We start from the raw sequence: 17,300 nt of genomic DNA on the forward strand, positions 1-17,300 counted from the left end.
ACTCTTACTAGGAAAGATTCAAAAATTATCAAGTAGGCAAGCAGTTATAATCTGGGAGGAGGATTACTTTTTATAATTTCAAATTCATCTCTTGCGATTGTTTAATAATCAACAGGAGAATATTATGAAAATATTAGGAATTATTATAAAGAGAACCTTACTCTCCGCGGTCTTAATCGCGCTCGGAGCGTTGAGTTTTCTCTTTTTAAAATTTCCGGACATCGGTGAAAAGGAAGAAATCAAAATCGCTCATACCCCGGAACAAATCCGACGAGGCGAATATCTCGTGAAATCGGTGGCGGGTTGTATGGGATGTCACACGGGTGATCGGGATCCAAAACAACTCTTCTATCCGGTGACGCATAACGTGGGCGCGGGAAATCTCCGCATGGCGGAAGATAATTTCGGTTTACCTGGAACTTTTTATTCTAAAAACATCACCCCCGCCTCCACCGGATTGGGAAATTGGACCGATACGGAAATCTTTTACGCGATTACGGCGGGTGTCTCCAAGGACGGAAGTCCTCTTTTTCCGATCATGCCTTATCCGAATTACGCGCAAATGGACAAGGAAGATATCTTCGCAATCATCGCATACATAAGGACTCTCCAACCGATCGAAAACAAAGTGGAGAAGTCGAACGTGAAATTTCCGATGAATCTCATCGTAAGAACGATTCCGAAATCTCCCGAGTTTCAAAAACGACCCGATCCGAATGATTCAGTTGCCTACGGAAAATATCTAACGACCTTTGCCGGCTGCGACGACTGCCATACGCAAAGAATCGAAGGCAAGGTCGTCGAAGGAATGGAGTTTGCGGGAGGAACCGTCTTTCCGCTCTCGACCGGAGGGAAAGTAAGAGGAGCAAACATCACACCCGACCGAAAAACCGGAATCGGCAACTGGACTCGTGAAAGTTTTATCGCAAGATTTCGCGCGAACCAACTCAGAGCAAAAACCAATCCAATCATTCATGCGGGAGAATTCAACAGCGTTATGCCTTGGTTGGAATATTCGGGAATGAATGACCAAGACTTAGGAGCGATCTTCGATTATTTAATGAGTTTGAAACCAGTTTCGAACTCCGTTTCGATTTTCGAAAAATAAAGAAATCATACTGCTTGTACGAAGAAGAAAACCGTACAAGCGTACGTCTTTCGTTCTTGAAACCGCTCAGGAAAGAAATTTCTGTATTAAAAGAAAAGCAAAGAGTTCAAATGCCATAAAAATGAAACAATTCACGCTTGAATGAGTGATGTTCCGATTTGTTCGAGAGTGGATCCATTTTTTTATAAATAAAGATCACCGTATCACACTCTTTGCAGTCATTAGTAGCACTATATATTCGGCGATTATCAAATTATAACAAACGAAGAAATTAGAAGATTAGTTGAGTATACTCGTTTGAGTATGAAACGATCACTGAGACTTCAGATTATTTCCATTTATTCTTTGCTGACAGTGATCAATCTCACGTTTGTTGCGGTGATGATTTTCGAAAATCAAACCGACTTGCTCATCGATAATTTCACTCTGGAGTCGGATCAGATCGCGAGAAAAATTCTCAAAAAAATCGAAGGTTTAGAATCTCAAAACTACGAGGATCCGGACAAACTCGCAGACATCGAAAGTAAACTGCTCAGTATCGGAATCGAAAATTTTTCCGTAATCTCGGTCGAAGACCGTTCCGTCGAAAAATTCAAAATCAATCTCGAACACGGAAATAGAATTTCCATCGATTATCTGAAAGGAAAACTTGCAACGATCATCAACGCGAAGGAAGCGATCAACAGTTCCTATGACATCGAACTCGATTCGAAAAACTTCATCGTAAATCTCATCTTCTATCTTACTGAAAAAACTTTTTTAGTTTCGCAGGTTCGCGTAAAAGAAATCCTCGATCGTCTCAATTCCCTTTATATACAGCTCGCACTTCTTCTTCTTTGGGGAGTGGTCTTTCACATTCTATTCGGGATCTTTCTCTATAGAAAAATTTTCGTTCGTTTATTCATCCTGAAGGAAGTGAGCGAGACGATGGCTTCGGGAGATTTGACCGTAAGAGCCGGATGGAATTTTTCCTCCAAGGACGAACTCGATCTTTTGGGAAGCACCTTCAACGGAATGGTGGAAAGAATCGCCTCGCAAGTTGAAAGTTTAGAACATAAGAATCAACAGATTCAAACTGAATTGGAAATCGGCAAGAACGTTCAGGAATGTCTGCTTCCCGGTCGTAGAAGAAAATTCAATCTGATCACGGCGGATATTTTTTACAAACCGATGCGCGAGGTCAGCGGGGATATCTACGACATTCTCGAGATCAACGACGAACGCACAGGATTCTTCTTGGCCGACGCGACCGGCCACGGAGTTTCAGCGGCTCTTATCACATCGATCATCCACTTCAATATCGAAAACATCATGAAGGAAACCGTGAATCCTTCCTTCATCTTCACCCGATTGAGTGAAAAACTTTTCGATACGCTTCAAGGTTCGTTCTTTGCGACCGGAATTTTTATGTTGTTCGATAAGGAAGGATTCGCTTATTTCTGCAGCGCGGGCCACAACCCGATCTACTATTACAGAAAGAGCAAAAATAAGATCGTTACTCTCAATTCCACCGGACATATCCTCGGCATCGGTATTCCGGAGGAATATCAGGTTCTTAAAATCAAAACGGAACCGGGCGATAAGGTTCTCATTTATACGGACGGAATTTTGGACGCGACGGCTCCAACGGGCGAACAATTCGGAGACGATCGTCTTCTCGAAGTATTCCAAGCGAACGTTCATCAGGAAGCAAAACAGATCACCAACGAAATCAAAAAGGAAATGGACGCGTTCGCGGACCGTTTCCCGGACGACGTCACCTTTGGAATCATCGAAATTCAATAATCGTCATGAAGAAGAGCGTTTTCATAGCCCTAATCGGATTTCTATTGATTCTTCCTTTGGGATTTATCGTACTCGAAACCAAACTTTTCGAGTTGAGAATCATATTAGAAAGACGTAAAATTCTTAACTTCTCTTTTTCGAGCGAGATTCTCCGCTCCAAATTCGAAGGAATCATTTCGAACAAGGAAAACATCAAGGCGGAAATGAAGTTGAATCACTTGCAAAGTTCCATGATCAACAACACGAACACAACCATTTCTTTGGAACCGAACTTGATCCACGAAACCGGCGCCGTATTGATCAACTCAGTCCGTTCCCTTTCCTTAAAAGCGGGAATCAATCTTCATATGAATTCATCCAAGATCCGTCTTTTGGAACACGCGTTCGCCTTGGAAAGAAATCAATTCTATAAGGAAGCCTACCGCACTTACGAAGAATCCTTCGATCAATTCGGTAAACAATCGGAGGAAGGCGGATTCATCCAATTGCATCAGGGTTTTTGCCTTGCGGTTCAAGGAGAATTCGATTCCGCCCTGCGTCCTCTCTACGAGGTGAAAGCGAATCATCCGGGCACCTTGCTTTCCAGCGACGCGGAAATTCTCATCTCTTTGATTCTGAAAGCGAAACAGAGCGCAAAAGAAATCGAAAACAATTTGGACGATCCCGAAAAAAGGGCCAAGGCGTATTTTGCAAAAGGGAATTATGCGAAGGCTCTCGAAGAAATCGAAAGAGCGAAGATCAACAACCCGGAAATAAATTATATCAAAGGTTATTCTCTGGAAAAAACGGGACATCAATCCGAAGCGATCCGGGAATACGCCGCCCTCGCCTTTTCGGACAAAAACAAAGACATCGCAATCAAGGCTAACCGAAGATTGTTGATGCTCGGATATTATTACAACGCCGGTTCGGAGATAGCGTCTCTTTCCGATAAGAACGCTGAACGTTTGGGAGACGCTTCCGAAGCGAAGGAAATCAAAACCTCTTCCGAAAAATTGAAACAACCGAGCCGCCTTTTAGACAACGGGGATTTCGAATCGAAAAACGAAATCTTGGAACGGGATCTTTCCAAACAGAATCAAGCGATGCTGGAAGAAGTGATTCAGAAATCGAATCAGTTTCTGAAAAAAGCGGAAGCGCCTCCGCCTCCGAAAGCGATGATCAAGATCGTCGTATCCGATTCGGATCCCGTTTATGCGAACCAGGTCGTGATCGAAGGGGACAAGGCGAGACTTTTCTCATCCCACTTTCCGATCACCCTTCCCACGTTTTCCATCGAATCGATCTCGATGGATAAGAACGCGACGAAGAATTCCAAACTGATCATGACCAAGGACTCAAACAAGCAATCTTTTTTAAAAGCTTCCGTAGACGACGATTCGATTACTCTTATGGACAAGGTTTCCAAGAAGAAAGTTCAAATCAATTCTGCGATTAAGATAGAGGTTATTCAGTGAGCAGAATTCTTTTTCTACTTTCCATTACGATTCTACCGTTGTTATCCTTCGAGATTTCGGCGCATCGAATCATTTTAAAATCCGGGGAAGAGATTTCGGGTAACGTTACCGATAACGATCCGGCTCTTGAAGAGATTACGATCCAAACCGGAGACGGTGAACGAAAGATCAAAAAGAGTGAAATTTCCGAAATGCGTTTCGAAGAGGCCGGAAACATCCTTTGTTTGGAATTGGACGAAGATCCGAAGCGGACCTGCACGCATAAGCTTACTCGAATCAACGCACAAACCTTGTTTTACGTCACGGAAGAAGGGGAATATCTCCGAGTCGCGATCGAACGGGTAAAATACGCCAAGATCACCGAGCCTTCCCCGAGAATTCTCCAGCAGCTTTCCAAAACGAATTTGAAGTTCACCGTTTCCTCCGAAACGGAAGACGATATCCTTTCCAAGATTTCGATCCTAAACGACGAATCGATTATGTTGACGCGCGGAGAAACCGAAGCTCCCACTATTTTAGAAAATAAGAATATTTCAAAGATCGTATATAAACTGGAGGATCTAACTCCGAAAAATCCGGAAACGGGTCTGGTTCTCTGGGATTATCTGATTCCGGGTTATTACCTCGCAAGAAAGGAGCACACAAAGTCCGGTTACGCTCTCATGGGAGTCACCGGATTGTTCGCCTTGGGCGCCGCTTACGAATACTATTCGGGAATCAACGTAAAGGAGAAACAGCCGATGTTTCTTCCGCAGGACAACGGAACCTTTCTTTTGTTCGATCAGGACAATTCCGAGTATTCGAGACACAAACAACTCAATCATCTTTTTCTAATATCCTTGTCGTTGAGCTATATTTTCAACACGGCTTTGATTTCTTTCCCTGCGGTTTTTTCGATCGCCGCGACCGAAAGAAATATTCCTTACGCATCGGCGGTGAGGGAACGAAACATCGAATTTAAAATGACGTATAACTTTTAGGGAGAATTAACTTATGCAAAACACAGGCGGCGGACTGGCATCCAAAGACGAACTTTTAGTTCAGGAAATCACGGACTCTCACGTTCAGGGAGTTCTCAAAAAGAACATGGCGATCTTGAAGACGACGGGAGAAATCAGTTTATTCTCCGCTAAAAAATTCAAGGAAGCGATGAACGACAGAATCGAAAACGGAGTAAACATCTTCCTCGTAGATCTTTCCTCCACTACTCATATCGATTCTTCCGGATTGGCCGCTTTTATCAGCACGCAAGCGAGACTTTTTAAGGAATCTCAGGGAAAGATCGTGATCTTCTCCGTTCCGATGCACCTTCAAAAGATTTTCGAGCTTACAAAACTCGACAAACTCATCGGGATCACCATCGATCTGGATGCGGCGATCGACCGTGCAATGGCTTCCTAACCGGGCCGCGGAACGATTCGCGGCCGTTTGAGATCGGTAAACCGGCTCTCAAAATGAGTTGCAACGGGTTGAATGCTTCCTAAGCTTTCCTGCGATGGCAGGAAAGCTGTTTCTGATCGGGTCCAACGTTCTTTTAAGCGGAGTCCCGGTCTCCAACGAACTTCACGAACACTATAGCGCCTCTTTTCTTTTGAGCAAAGGAAAACCGTTCCGTTTCAGAACCGGCGTCACGGATTGGATGGAATCGAAAGCCGTCCTCGTCCGTCCGAACGTCGAACAGCAGTTAGAAGCTCCGAACAAAGACATCTTCATTCTCCATTTCGATCCGGACAGCGTTCGAATTCAGGGAACGATCTTCGACTTCCGATCCGATTTTCTCGAACTGAAACCGGAAGTATATTCACAAATTCTAAAATTCTTAACCTTTCCCGCTAACGAAGAGGAAGCGGTTCTACTTTGGAAGAGAACCCTCGACGTGCTTAGAAAAGAGGGAACCGATCGCAAAGAAAGGGATCCTCGGATCAAGCAGGCCTTAAAAAAAATTTCCGAATCCATTCCCGAAAATCTTCCGCTCGAAGAATTGACCCAATCCACCGGTTTGTCCGAAAGCAGACTGATGCATTTGTTTAAAGAAGAGGTCGGAATTCCGATCCGAAAATACGTTCAATGGCTGCGAATCAAAACCTGCGTGCTTTCCCTGGCAAAAGGAAATTCGCTGACCGTCGCATCCCACGAGGCGGGCTTTGCGGACCAGGCCCACATGAGCCGGACCTTCCGGGAAATGTTCGGTTTAAAACCCTCGCTTTTTTTGAAAAATAGCAGTTCCGTTCAAGTAATCTTCTGCAAAATCGGGGATGATGTGCAACTCTAAACGGAGCCGAAAATCGAAACACGGCTTCAATCTTTGATGAAGGGAGTTGATATGAAAACGATCGAACAGTGGTTGACCGAATACGCGGAGAGTCACCAAAATATCATTAACAAAAGAATTCACTGGATCGCCGTGCCGACCATCATGTTTACGTTGCTCGGAATGCTTTGGTCCATTCCTTCCGGTTCCATTCAGAGCCTTCTTCCCGAATCCCTAGGTCAGAGCAGATTGTTTTTGAACTGGGCTACGATCTTCGTTTTAGTGACCGGAATTTTCTATCTCAGACTTTCCATCCCCATGTTTCTCGGAATGATGACGATGGTCGCAGTAATGCTCGCGGGCGTTTATTTCATTTCTCTTTCCGGGATTTCCACTTTGATCAGCATATCCGTCGGAGTGTTCGTCGTTGCGTGGATCTTTCAATTCATCGGTCATAAGATCGAAGGGAAGAAGCCTTCTTTTTTCAAAGACCTTCAGTTTCTTTTGATCGGGCCCGCTTGGTGCCTGAGTTATTTCTATAAGAAGGTAGGAATCTCCTACTAAGAAAAATTTAGGGCGCTCCTGCGCCGATACGACGATTTACGAATCACGAACTAAGAAGGCGCAGGCCAGGCTCGCTACGCGCTTCGGCTACCGCCTTCGGTTGCATCGCGATTCGTAAAGGCGAGATGACCAAAAGCAAAGTTTGACAGGTTTTGCCGAATAACGGCGATGCAACTGCTACGCACGCTCCGCATCCTTAGCGCGTTTACAAAACGGTTGACTCGATCCTTAAAAACGACGAAACTCGCCTTCCACGGAGAATTAAAATTGAAAACGACCCAAACTACGTTCACATCCAAAAATTTTTCCAGAAAGGAATTCCTCCGTTCTTCCGCGAAGTTTTTCATTTTGAGCGGAACGGGTGCGGCGGTCCTTTCTTCCGCAAACGGATGCGGCTCCGGTCCGAAAGGGATCGTCGACAAGGGATTGACTTTTTCTTCCCTATCGCAAGTGTTAAGCGAACTGGAAACATTCAAAAAATCGAATTCGATTCAAGGATACGGAACCTGGGACGCGGGAAAAGTTTTTCTTCACTGCGCTCAATCGATCGAATATTCGATCCAAGGTTATCCCGAAAATAAAAGCGCTCTATTTCAAAACACGATCGGAAAACTCGTATTCTTAAAGTTCGCTTCTTCGCAAAAGATGTCGCACGACTTGGAGGCTCCGATTCCGGGCGCCGCTCCGATCCATTCCGATACGGATTGGAAGGCAAGCCTCGGGGTTTTACAAGAAACGATTTTGAAGTTCCAAGCATACGGCGGGGAACTCAAACCCCATTTCGCATACGGAAGTTTATCCAAGGAAGAATACGATCTGGCGCATGCGATGCATATCGCGAACCATTTCAGTTTTTTGACTTTCAATTCTTAAGTTAAGAGGCGTTAAAAAAAATAGACTTCGGAATTCCGGGGAACTCCGAAGTCCGAGAGCAAGTGTTTCGGATGGATTCGTTAGTGAAAAAAATGAATGATTACAAAGCGGAAAGACTCGCTTCCGCCAATTCGTAGCCGCCCATTTGATCCGGATGAAAATTCGGCCGGAAGTATTTCAAACATCCTTGGAACAAAGGAGGCACCGAAGCTCCGAGATGTTTGCGGGCATAAAAACGATCCGCTCGAAACTTCTTCCAGGAAACTTCCTTATCCGCGATCAAGAACCAATACTGAAACAGAATCGCATACGACCAAAGCAGAACGGTCGCGGTCGCAAAACCGAAAATTCTCAAGAAATAATTCGGAGCGACTTCCTGAAGAACGTCGTAAACGACCGATTTGTGTTCTATCTCTTCACAAGCGTGCCAAACGAGAAGTTTTCTCATATCGCCGTGAGCGTCGCGGGCCAGATCGTATTTTAACGATATTTCGCCTAACGTGGCCGTATAGTGTTCGAGAGCGGCGGTGATCGAAAGATCGATCTTAGGTCCGAATAAAAATCTTAAAAACGGAAAGATTCCTTTATACAGGGTCGTGTAATAGAACTTGGCGATCTTATCGAGCGGAAGACCGTATCTGCGGATTGCGAACCAAACCCGTTCGTGTTCTTTTCCGTGCTGCACTTCTTGACCGATAAAAGACTTCACGCGATTCTTTAAAGGTTCGCTGAGTCGGTCTTGAAACGGTTTCACGCTTCGGATAAAATAGCGTTCCCCTTCCGGAAAGATCACGTGAAAACTGTTCAACGCGTGCGTAATGATCGCGTTATCGTTGAAATAATGTCTGGGAAGATTTTCCAAACCTTCAAAGTCCATTTTGCGGACCGAAGGTGATTGCCCATCAATCGTTTTTGCGAACGGCTTTTTCATTTTCCAAACCTCTTCTTCTTTTACCGGAACTCTTTTTCTTTTCGATTTCGGCGAGTAGGATACCCGATCCTTCGTTTTCGTTCTTTCCGAATCCCGAAACACCTGATGGATTTTGAAATCGGCTAGGATTTTCTCGGAGAAAGTTTCGGAAAAGACGCGGACTTCGTTCGAAATTCTCGGATCCGAACGCGTTCTTCCTTGATTCTTCCCCGGAAGGAGAAAAGGAATCTTCTTTACGAATAAAGCGCGACGCAGATTCTGGAATACAAGGCAAAGGGGGATTAGCTCAGCTGGTTAGAGCGCTACCTTGACATGGTAGAGGTCACTGGTTCGATCCCAGTATCTCCCACCACTTATCGAGCGCCTTGTAGGAAGCGAGATCTGAGTTTCGCGATTGTATTGAGTCTTCCTCGAGCGCTCCGTTCATCGTTAATTTTCGAACATACGCGTAAGGCGATCGACGAACCGAATCGGAAACGTCCATAGTTCGTCGAAATACACGCCTGTTCAACAAGGAGTCGAACTCGAAAGTTTCGTCCATGTTCGTTCCTTCCAAAAGTATCATCACAAAAACCATTCTGATTCTTTCGATCGTCAGTCTGTTGACGGACGTCGCGTCCGAGATGTTGTATCCGATTCTTCCCATTTATTTGAAGGAAATCGGCTTTTCGATTTTTCTGATCGGACTCTTGGAAGGAGTCGCGGAAGCGACCGCCGGATTCAGCAAAGGTTCTTTCGGAAGAATGTCCGATCTAAGCGGAAAACGGCTTCCGTTCGTTCGATGGGGTTACCTACTCAGCGCGCTTTCCAAACCGATGATGACTTTTTTGGCGTCTCCGTTTTGGGTTTTTTTCGTGAGAACCACGGATCGACTGGGCAAGGGAATCCGAACTTCCGCCAGAGACGCCCTTCTTTCCGACGAAACTACGATCGAAAACAAAGGAAGGGTTTTCGGTTTTCATCGATCGATGGATACGTTCGGAGCGGTACTCGGACCGCTTTCGGCTCTCGTGTTTTTATACTTTTATCCCGGAAGATACAAAGAATTATTTCTGCTAGCGTTTATTCCCGGACTTCTCGCGATCCTATTTACCTTTTGGATCCGAGAAAAGAATACGATACCGCTCGTTCCCAAAGAGGAGGAGAAATATTCGATTCTTCTTTTTTTCAAATATTGGAAGAGCGCTTCTCCTTCGTATAAAAATCTAACGCGGGGAATTCTGTTTTTCACGTTGTTCAACGGTTCGGATGTGTTTCTTCTTTTGCGTTTGAAAGAGTCGGGCATGAGCGATTCTTCTTCCATCGGAGCCTATATATTTTACAACATCGTGTACGCGGTCGCCGCTTATCCGTTGGGAGTGATCGCGGATAAGGTGGGATTGAAGAAGATGTTTCTCTTCGGTTTATTATGTTTCGCGCTCGTTTATTGGAGTATGGGATTCGGAGAATCCTCTTGGATCCTTTGGATCGCGTTTGCCGGGTACGGGGTTTACGCTGCTTCCACGGAAGGAATTTCAAAGGCATGGATCAGCAATCTGGTTCCCAAAACGGAAACCGCAACGGCATTAGGAACCTTTAATGCGTTTCAAAGTCTTTGTATGATTCTCGCGAGTTCGATCACGGGTTATCTGTGGGTCCAATGGAACTCGACCGCGGCGTTGACGGTTTCGGGAACGGCCGCTCTGATTGCGGGCGCGTACCTATATTTTTCGGAAGAATCCGTACAACAAAAAAGCCCCTGAACTTCAGGAGCTTTCAATACCGGTTTGGTCTTTCTTTTTGATTTAGGAGATTCTAAGAATTCGATTCTTATTCCGCAAAGATCACCGAAATAGTCGGAAGTTTAAAACCGAGAACGGTCGACAAATCCTTCCGAATTTGATCGCGCACGTTTTGTTTGTCCTCGATCAACAGCGCTTGACGAAGATAAAATTCCGCCGCTTTTAGATCCACTTCTCCGAGAGCCATGGAAACTCTGTAACGAACGGAAGGATTCTCGCTTTTAAGCATATCGCAAAGAGAATAAAAACTTTTATCCGCGACTTTCATGATGTTAACGATCGAGTTGAGGATCGCCGCTTTCGTAAAATCGTTCTTTTCCTTTTCCAAAGTGGAAACGAGAAAGTTCACCGTTTCCTTGCGGTTCATGTATTTTAAACCGTCCGCCGCGGAAGCGCGGATGTAATAGTTCGGGTGACTGAGAGCGTTTACGAGAACGTCTTCGGATTCTTTCGCATAAGGAAAACTTCCGATCGTTCTTAGAATTTCGCCGACCGCGATCACCATCGTATAATCGTCCTTAGACGTAAAATACGGTTCGTCCTTTTCTAGGATGGTGGGTTCGAGTTTCTTATATTCTTCGATGGTCGGTTTGATCGCGATTTCCTGATCCATTACGGCGAGCGCTTGAGCGACCGTAAACTTGAGATAGGGATGATTTTCAAGGGACTTGGGAACTTTCGGATTTCCGCGGAGCGCGTTCAAAAGAGGACGAACGGCGAGTTTGTTATTCACGAACTTGAGATAATCCGCGGCTTCGACCCTTTCCTCGTAGGAACCGGTATCGAGCTTTTTGATCTGCTCGAAATACGCTCTATCGGCGTATTCTACCGCCTTATCGGAAGAGAATAAAGGCAAAACGAAGATAGAAGACAAAATGATAGAGATCGAAATATTCTTAAACATGGAATTCCCTCTCTTGTAATATCGGCTTTTGAAATCTTCGGCTTAAAGTTTCAGGCTTCCTTTTCTTTTACGCTTTCCGCAATTTTGCGGATTTTTTCGGAAAGGTCTTCCAATGGTAAATCGGTTTCGGCGGATTCTTCCAGCTCTTTTCCGATTTTTTTGAGGTCTTCTTGGATGCGAAGTTTGTTTTCGGAGGCGCGGCTGGCCATGTGAGTCAACAGGTCGTCGCGGTATTCAGTCGCCATTTCCAACTTGAGTTCGCCCAAGGAGATCATGGATTGAAGAATCTTTTCCAAACGATCGCGAGTCAGATAACTCGCGCCGATTCCGCCTAAGACCAACCTTCCGAACAGGGAACTTATGTCCTTACCCGTTTCACGGATCAAAGCCGAAAGCATGAAGTTGGAGAATTCTTCGTTTCTTTGACCGAGAGAAACCTTGAGAAAGGTTTGCCCGAGAATTTTCGGAGTGATATCGGAACCGGACATATTATCGATCACGCGGATTTCTTCTCCGTTGATGATCATCTCCGCGACGTCTTCGAGAGTAATCGTTTTACTCGTCTCGGGATCGTAGAGTCGTCGATTCGCGTATCGTTTCAGAAGTTTCATTTTAATTGGTTGCGTCTTTTACGCGTCGCACAATTCTAGAATTCGCCGGAAAAGCCTTCGGTCAAGCAAAATACCCATGGCAAGCCTACTGTTCGATTGTCTCTTCTTAACCGGACTTACCAAAAAAGAAGAGAAGCTTCTTTTCTCCCTCTTGGATTGGAAAGAAATTTCAACGCAGGAATGGGCAGGAGCGGGAAGATTTCCGGAGACTGGACCGGGACAAATCGTGGTTCGCAAATCGGTAGAACCCGATTCTTTGCAAACGGCGATGGATTGGTCGAAACAACCTTTGTTGATCGGAAGAATCGAACCGGCCCTACTCAAAAATCTCTTCGAACACGGATTGAATTACTTTCTAGATCTGAACCGATTGCAAATCGTGGACGTTCCTCTCGAAACGCTTCCTCAAAAAAAAGAATTAACTTCGATCGTAATCGGACCCGATCCGCTTTTATACCAACGAATCCGCGCTCATCTCAAGGTATCGGGTTGGGAAACGGTTCCTTGCAGAGAACTAACGTCGCTCAACGATCGATTTAAGGAATACGAACCCGGCCTTTTGTTTGTCGACTGGGAAAGAACGAACGTAAGGGAAACCGTTGATCGATTGAAAAATCTTCCTCAAAGAGCGGTATTTCCACCCGTGATCGGAATCCGGGACGTCAAACGGGAAAATCTGTTTCAGGATCTCTCCGCGGGAATCCGGGATTTTTGCGAGGATCTATATTCAGAAAAAGAAATATTAGAAATATTGAATCATTCTATTTTCGAACCCGAAAGGGAGAATTTCGCAACTTCGCCGTTTCGACGAATGGTTTTCGAGTTCAGAACCGGAAGTCGACCGACTGGAATCCGAATCGAAAAAACCGCACCGATCCGGTTTTCCAATTCGAACCTGGAAAAAATCAAACTCGGAAAAATCCTCGGTTGGATGTCCGAGTTTTTATAAAAAGCCTGTCCCGAAAGAAACTCAGCGACACTGCTCTCTACGGGTCGCAGCGAGAATCAAATCTAAAATTTCGAAAAAAAAGTTCCAGAAGGTAAAAAATGCTCGAAACGCACTACATATCCTCCCCCGAAATAGAATCGATCGGGTACGACTTCGAAACCGGCGATCTTGTAATCCGTTTTCGAAACGGAAAAGAAAAAAGATACGCGGACGTCCCCAAGGAAACGTACGTGGCTTTGATGCAATCCGGATCGAAAATGAAATTCGTCGAATCGCTCGGCGAGCCGCTTTCGTAAACAGCGATCAAATTTTATTATTGAAGCAATGATTTTCCAAGCAACTATGGATCTACGGAGAATGATCCATGCCCTCTTCAAAAGAAACGAAAACCTCCTCTTTGATCGAAACCGCGTTCGCCTATTACTTTCACCGAACCGATCGTCTCTTACGGCTGCACTTCACCAAGCTGATGACCGACCACAAAGAGGACATCACCGTCGAACAATGGTTATTGCTGAACCAGCTCTCCGTAACCGGAAGCGCGTATCAAACCGATCTTGTGGACAAAACGTTCAAGGATAGACCCAACGTGACTCGGCTTTTGGACGGATTGGAAAAAAAAGATCTCGTTCAAAGGGAAGACGACTCCGAAGACAGAAGAAAATTCAAAGTCGTAATCACGAAAAAAGGAAAGGCTCTTTTGGAAAGAACCGTTCCAAGAATGCTGAAGGAAAGAAAACTCATCTACAAAGGATTGAGCCCATCCGATCTACAAACCTTGAAACGGATCTCGGAAACCATCGAAGCGAACGTGTTAGACGGCAGGATTTGAACTTCAATTCAAATGAGCTTTCAAATCCTGAATCGGAATATGATCCGTAACCTTTTTGGAAAACTTGGCGATCTGCACGCGCAAATCCGGACCGATCAAAAACTCAGCGGGCATACGATCCATCTTCATACCCGGAACTCTTTTCATTTCAAAACCCATTTCTTCCGCTTCCTTAATTTCCTTTTGGGAAGTAAGAATCGTTTTGAAAACTCCGAGCCAAGAAGTGCCCACGCCGTATAAACGATATAACTTTTCGGAAGGATCGGGAATTAAGGAAAACGGAATCGATTTCTTTCCAACGCTTTCCCGAATACTTTCGGGCGTGGATTCGAAAACCGCCAGAACCTGGAGCCCCTTTTTTTCAAGTTCGGGATACGCCTTTAAAAGTTGATGAACCCGTAAATTACAAAGAGCGCATTCCGCATTTCTAAAAAAGGCCAAAAGCGTATATTTTCCTTTCAAATCCGCAAGGCTGATGTTTTTTCCCAAATAATCCCGCACCGCGAAATCTTTGGCCGTGTCTCCCGTTTTCAGTTTCATAAAAATCTCCTTTCTGATTCTGTTTTTAAGTTTAGACTCATTTTGTTGCTTAGGCAACAATTATTTAAGCATCATAATTCGAAAATGAGATTTTTTACTAGGATTTTTCTCGATCATCAAAAGGGGAAAAAACCTTGACTTTCGTTTTTAAAGTCCTATTTTCCTCGGATCATGAAACGAATCACGATCGCAGTTATATCCCTTTCGGTCTTTATTCTTCTCGCGCTTCCCTTTCTTGCGGACGGAGAAAACGGGCTCATCGATGCGGAAGTCCGCGCAAGAAGCGGCGGTTCGTTTGCACAAGGACGAGACGGGTGGATTCATTATCAATTCGAAGGTCCGGAAAATGGCGAGATCGTAGTTTTAGTTCACGGTTTGTCCATGCCGCTTTTTATCTACGGCCCTATATCCGCCATTCTGCAACGGGAAGGATATCGGGTATTAAGAATGGATCTATACGGTAGAGGACTTTCCGATAGACCGGAAACTCCGTATAATAACGATCTCTACGAGAGACAGCTTTCCGATCTATTCGAATCTCTGAATATTCAAAAACCGGTACATTTAATCGGAACGTCTATGGGCGCCTTGGTCGCGATCCATTTTACCCTCAAATATCCTGAAAAAGTGAAAACTCTCGGACTTATCGCCCCCGCCGGATTGCCGATGGAAATTCCATTGGTGGCAAGATTATCCCGTCTTCCCATTTTGGGAGATTATATGATGAAGTCATTCGGAGATAGATCCTTGCTTCAAGGAACCAAGAAAAGTTTTTACGAACCCGATAAGTTTCCGGACTTCGGTTCCCTTTTTCAGGAACAAATGCAATACAAGGGTTTTAAACGCGCGATTCTTTCCAGTTTGAGAAACATGCCGCTCGAATCCTTCGAAGAAGAATACAAACGTTTAGGAACATTCAAAATTCCTAAACTATTAATTTGGGGAAAAGAAGACAAGGTGATTCCGTTTAAAAACAGCGAACTTGCCTTGCAACTTCTTCCCGGAATCGTGTTCGTACCGTTAGACAACGCCGGTCATATACCGCACTATGAAATCCCGGAAAGAGTCGCTCCAAAATTGGTCGAATTCTTGCAACGTTAAACAAACGTCATAGGAATTAGTTCAATCCAACGAAAGAAGATAAGTCGTCTTATACGTCGTAAGAGGTTCGTAGATTTCCATCGAAGCTTTTCCTTTGAGATCGCATCCTTTTTCCTCGCAAGCTCTGAAAATCTTCGGATAAACCTTATAAATTCCTAAAAAGATGGAAAGAAAATTCTTAAGAGGAAATTCAGCGATGAGATATTTTTTCGCGGGAATGGTTCTCGCCTTCAATTCGATGGAAAGTCCGTCCGGAATTTTGGAAATGGGTTCCGCAAAAATCGCCCCGACTTCGCTACGCAGTTTGGCTTTCGGAACTTCATTCGGATTGTCCAAATAGATCCCGAATAATTTAAAGTCCTTGAATCCTTTTTCCGGAAGTTCCTTCTGAAGAACCTCGAACGTTAAACCGACATCGCGATAATCGCCGATCCGCTCGTGCGAAAGAATATAAAACGGGCCCTGTGTTTCTTCCCGAACCTGAACCCGATCGAATGCGCCCATATAAAACAAAAAGCCGACGAGCACCAAGGCCAAAACTAAAATACTCAACGCAAGAATTTTCATAAACACCTCAAAGAATTAAAATTAAGAAGAAGGGAACGATCAAACCGTAATTCAGATACAGCCAGTAGGAGTATCGACTGAAAACGGCTCGTTTCTTTTTTTGGAAGAACAAATCGCGAACCAGAAGAAATCCGGCGACGAACAATAAAAATGGAAGAAAGAACTCCGCTGACTTGTTTCTTTCGTACGGAAAGTTGTGAAAGAATTTCAACCAACCTTCCCCTCCCACAAAAAAACTCGCAAAGATCGAAAGTAAAAACAAATCCCAAGGAATCAGAATTAGGATTCCGAACGCAGTGCCGCGATTGTGCTTCCAAACGAGGGAAAATAGCTTTTGTTCGCCCGCAATTCTTTCCCGAAAACCAGAAATAAGAATATCAAATAAATCGAATATTCTAAAGTTTCCTTCCGTATACGAATCCTCCAGGCCGCTCAGAATCGCATTTTTATACATTTTGGAACAAGAAGAAGGGTAAACGATTTCCACGAAGAGTTGAAAACATCGAAAGATCATCTTAGTTTTCCAGAAGATCCAATTGTTTGGCTCGTTTTAAGGCGGATTCCATCTTTTTCAATTCGTGGATCAAAACCTCTTTTCCGTTCGGCGTGATTTCATAATACAACCGCCTCGGGTCGTCTCCCGGTTCGAGCTTTCGTTTGCAATGTCGAATCCAACCGTAACCGCGAATGGATTCCAAGGTTCGATACAGAGTTCCCGGGCCTAAGCGAAAATTCCCTTCCGAAGAAATCTCGACCGATTTTCCGATTCCGTATCCGTGCTGCGGCCCTTCCGCCAGTGAGAGCAGAATATGAAACATAGCCGGAGTGATTCCTTTGGTTTCGGAGAATTCTTCCTTGGTTCTCATCTATATCCATTATAGATATATTCATATCGGACTCAAGCGATTTTTCGTTTCAACAGCATCGTGAATCGCTTATCTGCTTCGGAATTTTCGGACGGAAACGCAAACCGCGATAAAAATTCGGGTCATTCTCCGTTTGAAAACACCTTAGAGATATTTTTTGAACGTGTTCAAATTTTTTGA

Annotated in this window: 20 protein-coding genes and 1 tRNA gene; 14 read left to right on the forward strand and 7 right to left on the reverse strand. The window is 44.6% G+C overall.

Annotated elements, in window-relative coordinates; translation table 11 throughout:
- Positions 1-124: 124 nt before the first annotated feature.
- The 8 genes from LFX25_RS15635 to LFX25_RS15670 all read left to right on the forward strand — a co-directional run bounded on the left by LFX25_RS15635 (position 125) and on the right by LFX25_RS15670 (position 8,038).
- A complete protein-coding gene (locus LFX25_RS15635; protein WP_238731037.1) occupies positions 125-1,108 on the forward strand; it encodes a c-type cytochrome in 984 nt (327 codons plus the stop codon).
- Positions 1,109-1,411: 303 nt separating this feature from the next.
- Positions 1,412-2,893 carry a SpoIIE family protein phosphatase gene (locus tag LFX25_RS15640; RefSeq protein ID WP_238731038.1) on the forward strand — a complete coding sequence of 494 codons (1,482 nt, stop codon included), beginning with the start codon at positions 1,412-1,414 and terminating at the stop codon, positions 2,891-2,893.
- A gap of 5 nt (positions 2,894-2,898) precedes the next feature.
- A complete protein-coding gene (locus LFX25_RS15645; protein ID WP_238731039.1) occupies positions 2,899-4,350 on the forward strand; it encodes a hypothetical protein in 1,452 nt (483 codons plus the stop codon).
- Positions 4,347-5,330 carry an LB_137 family protein gene (locus tag LFX25_RS15650; RefSeq protein ID WP_238731040.1) on the forward strand — a complete coding sequence of 328 codons (984 nt, stop codon included), beginning with the start codon at positions 4,347-4,349 and terminating at the stop codon, positions 5,328-5,330. The genes LFX25_RS15645 and LFX25_RS15650 overlap by 4 nt, the downstream gene beginning before the upstream one ends.
- Before the next feature lie 13 nt (positions 5,331-5,343).
- On the forward strand, positions 5,344-5,751 hold the full coding sequence (locus tag LFX25_RS15655; RefSeq protein ID WP_238731041.1) for an STAS domain-containing protein: 408 nt from the start codon (positions 5,344-5,346) through the stop codon (positions 5,749-5,751).
- A 94-nt stretch (positions 5,752-5,845) separates the two neighbouring features.
- Positions 5,846-6,622 (forward strand): helix-turn-helix domain-containing protein, encoded by a 777-nt coding sequence (locus LFX25_RS15660; protein ID WP_238731042.1) that lies wholly within the window; start codon positions 5,846-5,848, stop codon positions 6,620-6,622.
- 51 nt (positions 6,623-6,673) lie between these two features.
- Complete coding sequence (locus LFX25_RS15665; RefSeq protein WP_238731043.1) at positions 6,674-7,165, forward strand: Mpo1 family 2-hydroxy fatty acid dioxygenase; 492 nt, start codon at positions 6,674-6,676, stop codon at positions 7,163-7,165.
- A gap of 168 nt (positions 7,166-7,333) precedes the next feature.
- Entirely contained in the window at positions 7,334-8,038 is a 705-nt protein-coding gene (locus tag LFX25_RS15670) for a DUF1569 domain-containing protein (RefSeq protein ID WP_238731044.1), read from the forward strand.
- Positions 8,039-8,138: 100 nt separating this feature from the next.
- Here LFX25_RS15670 and LFX25_RS15675 read toward each other — a convergent pair whose 3' ends face one another.
- Entirely contained in the window at positions 8,139-8,969 is an 831-nt protein-coding gene (locus LFX25_RS15675) for a metal-dependent hydrolase (protein WP_238731045.1), read from the reverse strand.
- A 275-nt stretch (positions 8,970-9,244) separates the two neighbouring features.
- On the opposite strand from LFX25_RS15675, the gene LFX25_RS15680 reads away from it, so the two are divergent.
- Both LFX25_RS15680 and LFX25_RS15685 read left to right on the forward strand, forming a co-directional pair.
- Positions 9,245-9,321, forward strand: a tRNA-Val gene (locus LFX25_RS15680).
- A 187-nt stretch (positions 9,322-9,508) separates the two neighbouring features.
- Complete coding sequence (locus LFX25_RS15685) at positions 9,509-10,711, forward strand: MFS transporter (protein ID WP_238731046.1); 1,203 nt, start codon at positions 9,509-9,511, stop codon at positions 10,709-10,711.
- Between the two features lie 67 nt (positions 10,712-10,778).
- On the opposite strand, the gene LFX25_RS15690 is transcribed toward LFX25_RS15685, so the two are convergent.
- Entirely contained in the window at positions 10,779-11,654 is an 876-nt protein-coding gene (locus LFX25_RS15690) for a HEAT repeat domain-containing protein (RefSeq protein WP_238731047.1), read from the reverse strand.
- Between the two features lie 50 nt (positions 11,655-11,704).
- Positions 11,705-12,265, reverse strand: a complete 561-nt coding sequence (locus LFX25_RS15695; protein WP_118954982.1) for a polyhydroxyalkanoate synthesis regulator DNA-binding domain-containing protein — start codon at positions 12,263-12,265, stop codon at positions 11,705-11,707.
- A 76-nt stretch (positions 12,266-12,341) separates the two neighbouring features.
- On the opposite strand from LFX25_RS15695, the gene LFX25_RS15700 reads away from it, so the two are divergent.
- From LFX25_RS15700 to LFX25_RS15710, 3 genes are all read left to right on the forward strand, one after another.
- Complete coding sequence (locus LFX25_RS15700; RefSeq protein WP_238731048.1) at positions 12,342-13,214, forward strand: hypothetical protein; 873 nt, start codon at positions 12,342-12,344, stop codon at positions 13,212-13,214.
- Positions 13,215-13,312: 98 nt separating this feature from the next.
- Positions 13,313-13,510: a KTSC domain-containing protein gene (locus LFX25_RS15705; RefSeq protein WP_238731049.1), complete on the forward strand. Its 198-nt coding sequence runs from the start codon at positions 13,313-13,315 to the stop codon at positions 13,508-13,510.
- 68 nt (positions 13,511-13,578) lie between these two features.
- Positions 13,579-14,046: a MarR family winged helix-turn-helix transcriptional regulator gene (locus tag LFX25_RS15710; RefSeq protein WP_238731050.1), complete on the forward strand. Its 468-nt coding sequence runs from the start codon at positions 13,579-13,581 to the stop codon at positions 14,044-14,046.
- A 3-nt stretch (positions 14,047-14,049) separates the two neighbouring features.
- Here LFX25_RS15710 and LFX25_RS15715 read toward each other — a convergent pair whose 3' ends face one another.
- Positions 14,050-14,586 carry a peroxiredoxin-like family protein gene (locus LFX25_RS15715; RefSeq protein ID WP_238731051.1) on the reverse strand — a complete coding sequence of 179 codons (537 nt, stop codon included), beginning with the start codon at positions 14,584-14,586 and terminating at the stop codon, positions 14,050-14,052.
- A 171-nt stretch (positions 14,587-14,757) separates the two neighbouring features.
- Between LFX25_RS15715 and LFX25_RS15720 the strand changes: the two genes are divergently transcribed.
- Positions 14,758-15,687, forward strand: a complete 930-nt coding sequence (locus LFX25_RS15720) for an alpha/beta fold hydrolase (RefSeq protein ID WP_238731052.1) — start codon at positions 14,758-14,760, stop codon at positions 15,685-15,687.
- Positions 15,688-15,708: 21 nt separating this feature from the next.
- Here LFX25_RS15720 and LFX25_RS15725 read toward each other — a convergent pair whose 3' ends face one another.
- From LFX25_RS15725 to LFX25_RS15735, 3 genes are read right to left on the reverse strand one after another with little or no spacing between them, the layout of a single operon-like run.
- On the reverse strand, positions 15,709-16,254 hold the full coding sequence (locus tag LFX25_RS15725; RefSeq protein ID WP_238731053.1) for a GyrI-like domain-containing protein: 546 nt from the start codon (positions 16,252-16,254) through the stop codon (positions 15,709-15,711).
- A gap of 7 nt (positions 16,255-16,261) precedes the next feature.
- Positions 16,262-16,768 (reverse strand): hypothetical protein, encoded by a 507-nt coding sequence (locus LFX25_RS15730; RefSeq protein ID WP_238731054.1) that lies wholly within the window; start codon positions 16,766-16,768, stop codon positions 16,262-16,264.
- A 1-nt stretch (position 16,769) separates the two neighbouring features.
- Entirely contained in the window at positions 16,770-17,120 is a 351-nt protein-coding gene (locus tag LFX25_RS15735) for a PadR family transcriptional regulator (protein ID WP_238731055.1), read from the reverse strand.
- Between the last annotated feature and the right edge of the window lie 180 nt (positions 17,121-17,300).

The organism is Leptospira sanjuanensis (assembly GCF_022267325.1).
Taxonomy (GTDB): Bacteria; Spirochaetota; Leptospiria; order Leptospirales; family Leptospiraceae; genus Leptospira; species Leptospira sanjuanensis.

Excerpts from the sequence above, each read along its gene's own strand:
- LFX25_RS15720 (WP_238731052.1), top strand. The coding sequence starts at position 14,758 with ATGAAACGAATCACGATCGCAGTTATATCCCTTTCGGTCTTTATTCTT.
- LFX25_RS15705 (WP_238731049.1), top strand. The coding sequence starts at position 13,313 with ATGCTCGAAACGCACTACATATCCTCCCCCGAAATAGAATCGATCGGG.
- LFX25_RS15735 (WP_238731055.1), bottom strand. The coding sequence starts at position 17,120 with ATGAGAACCAAGGAAGAATTCTCCGAAACCAAAGGAATCACTCCGGCT.
- LFX25_RS15730 (WP_238731054.1), bottom strand. The coding sequence starts at position 16,768 with ATGATCTTTCGATGTTTTCAACTCTTCGTGGAAATCGTTTACCCTTCT.
- LFX25_RS15675 (WP_238731045.1), bottom strand. The coding sequence starts at position 8,969 with ATGAAAAAGCCGTTCGCAAAAACGATTGATGGGCAATCACCTTCGGTC.
- LFX25_RS15710 (WP_238731050.1), top strand. The coding sequence starts at position 13,579 with ATGCCCTCTTCAAAAGAAACGAAAACCTCCTCTTTGATCGAAACCGCG.
- LFX25_RS15635 (WP_238731037.1), top strand. The coding sequence starts at position 125 with ATGAAAATATTAGGAATTATTATAAAGAGAACCTTACTCTCCGCGGTC.
- LFX25_RS15640 (WP_238731038.1), top strand. The coding sequence starts at position 1,412 with ATGAAACGATCACTGAGACTTCAGATTATTTCCATTTATTCTTTGCTG.
- LFX25_RS15685 (WP_238731046.1), top strand. The coding sequence starts at position 9,509 with ATGTTCGTTCCTTCCAAAAGTATCATCACAAAAACCATTCTGATTCTT.
- LFX25_RS15655 (WP_238731041.1), top strand. The coding sequence starts at position 5,344 with ATGCAAAACACAGGCGGCGGACTGGCATCCAAAGACGAACTTTTAGTT.
- LFX25_RS15715 (WP_238731051.1), bottom strand. The coding sequence starts at position 14,586 with ATGAAACTGAAAACGGGAGACACGGCCAAAGATTTCGCGGTGCGGGAT.
- LFX25_RS15665 (WP_238731043.1), top strand. The coding sequence starts at position 6,674 with ATGAAAACGATCGAACAGTGGTTGACCGAATACGCGGAGAGTCACCAA.
- LFX25_RS15695 (WP_118954982.1), bottom strand. The coding sequence starts at position 12,265 with ATGAAACTTCTGAAACGATACGCGAATCGACGACTCTACGATCCCGAG.
- LFX25_RS15725 (WP_238731053.1), bottom strand. The coding sequence starts at position 16,254 with ATGAAAATTCTTGCGTTGAGTATTTTAGTTTTGGCCTTGGTGCTCGTC.
- LFX25_RS15660 (WP_238731042.1), top strand. The coding sequence starts at position 5,846 with ATGGCAGGAAAGCTGTTTCTGATCGGGTCCAACGTTCTTTTAAGCGGA.
- LFX25_RS15690 (WP_238731047.1), bottom strand. The coding sequence starts at position 11,654 with ATGTTTAAGAATATTTCGATCTCTATCATTTTGTCTTCTATCTTCGTT.
- LFX25_RS15700 (WP_238731048.1), top strand. The coding sequence starts at position 12,342 with ATGGCAAGCCTACTGTTCGATTGTCTCTTCTTAACCGGACTTACCAAA.
- LFX25_RS15645 (WP_238731039.1), top strand. The coding sequence starts at position 2,899 with ATGAAGAAGAGCGTTTTCATAGCCCTAATCGGATTTCTATTGATTCTT.
- LFX25_RS15670 (WP_238731044.1), top strand. The coding sequence starts at position 7,334 with ATGCAACTGCTACGCACGCTCCGCATCCTTAGCGCGTTTACAAAACGG.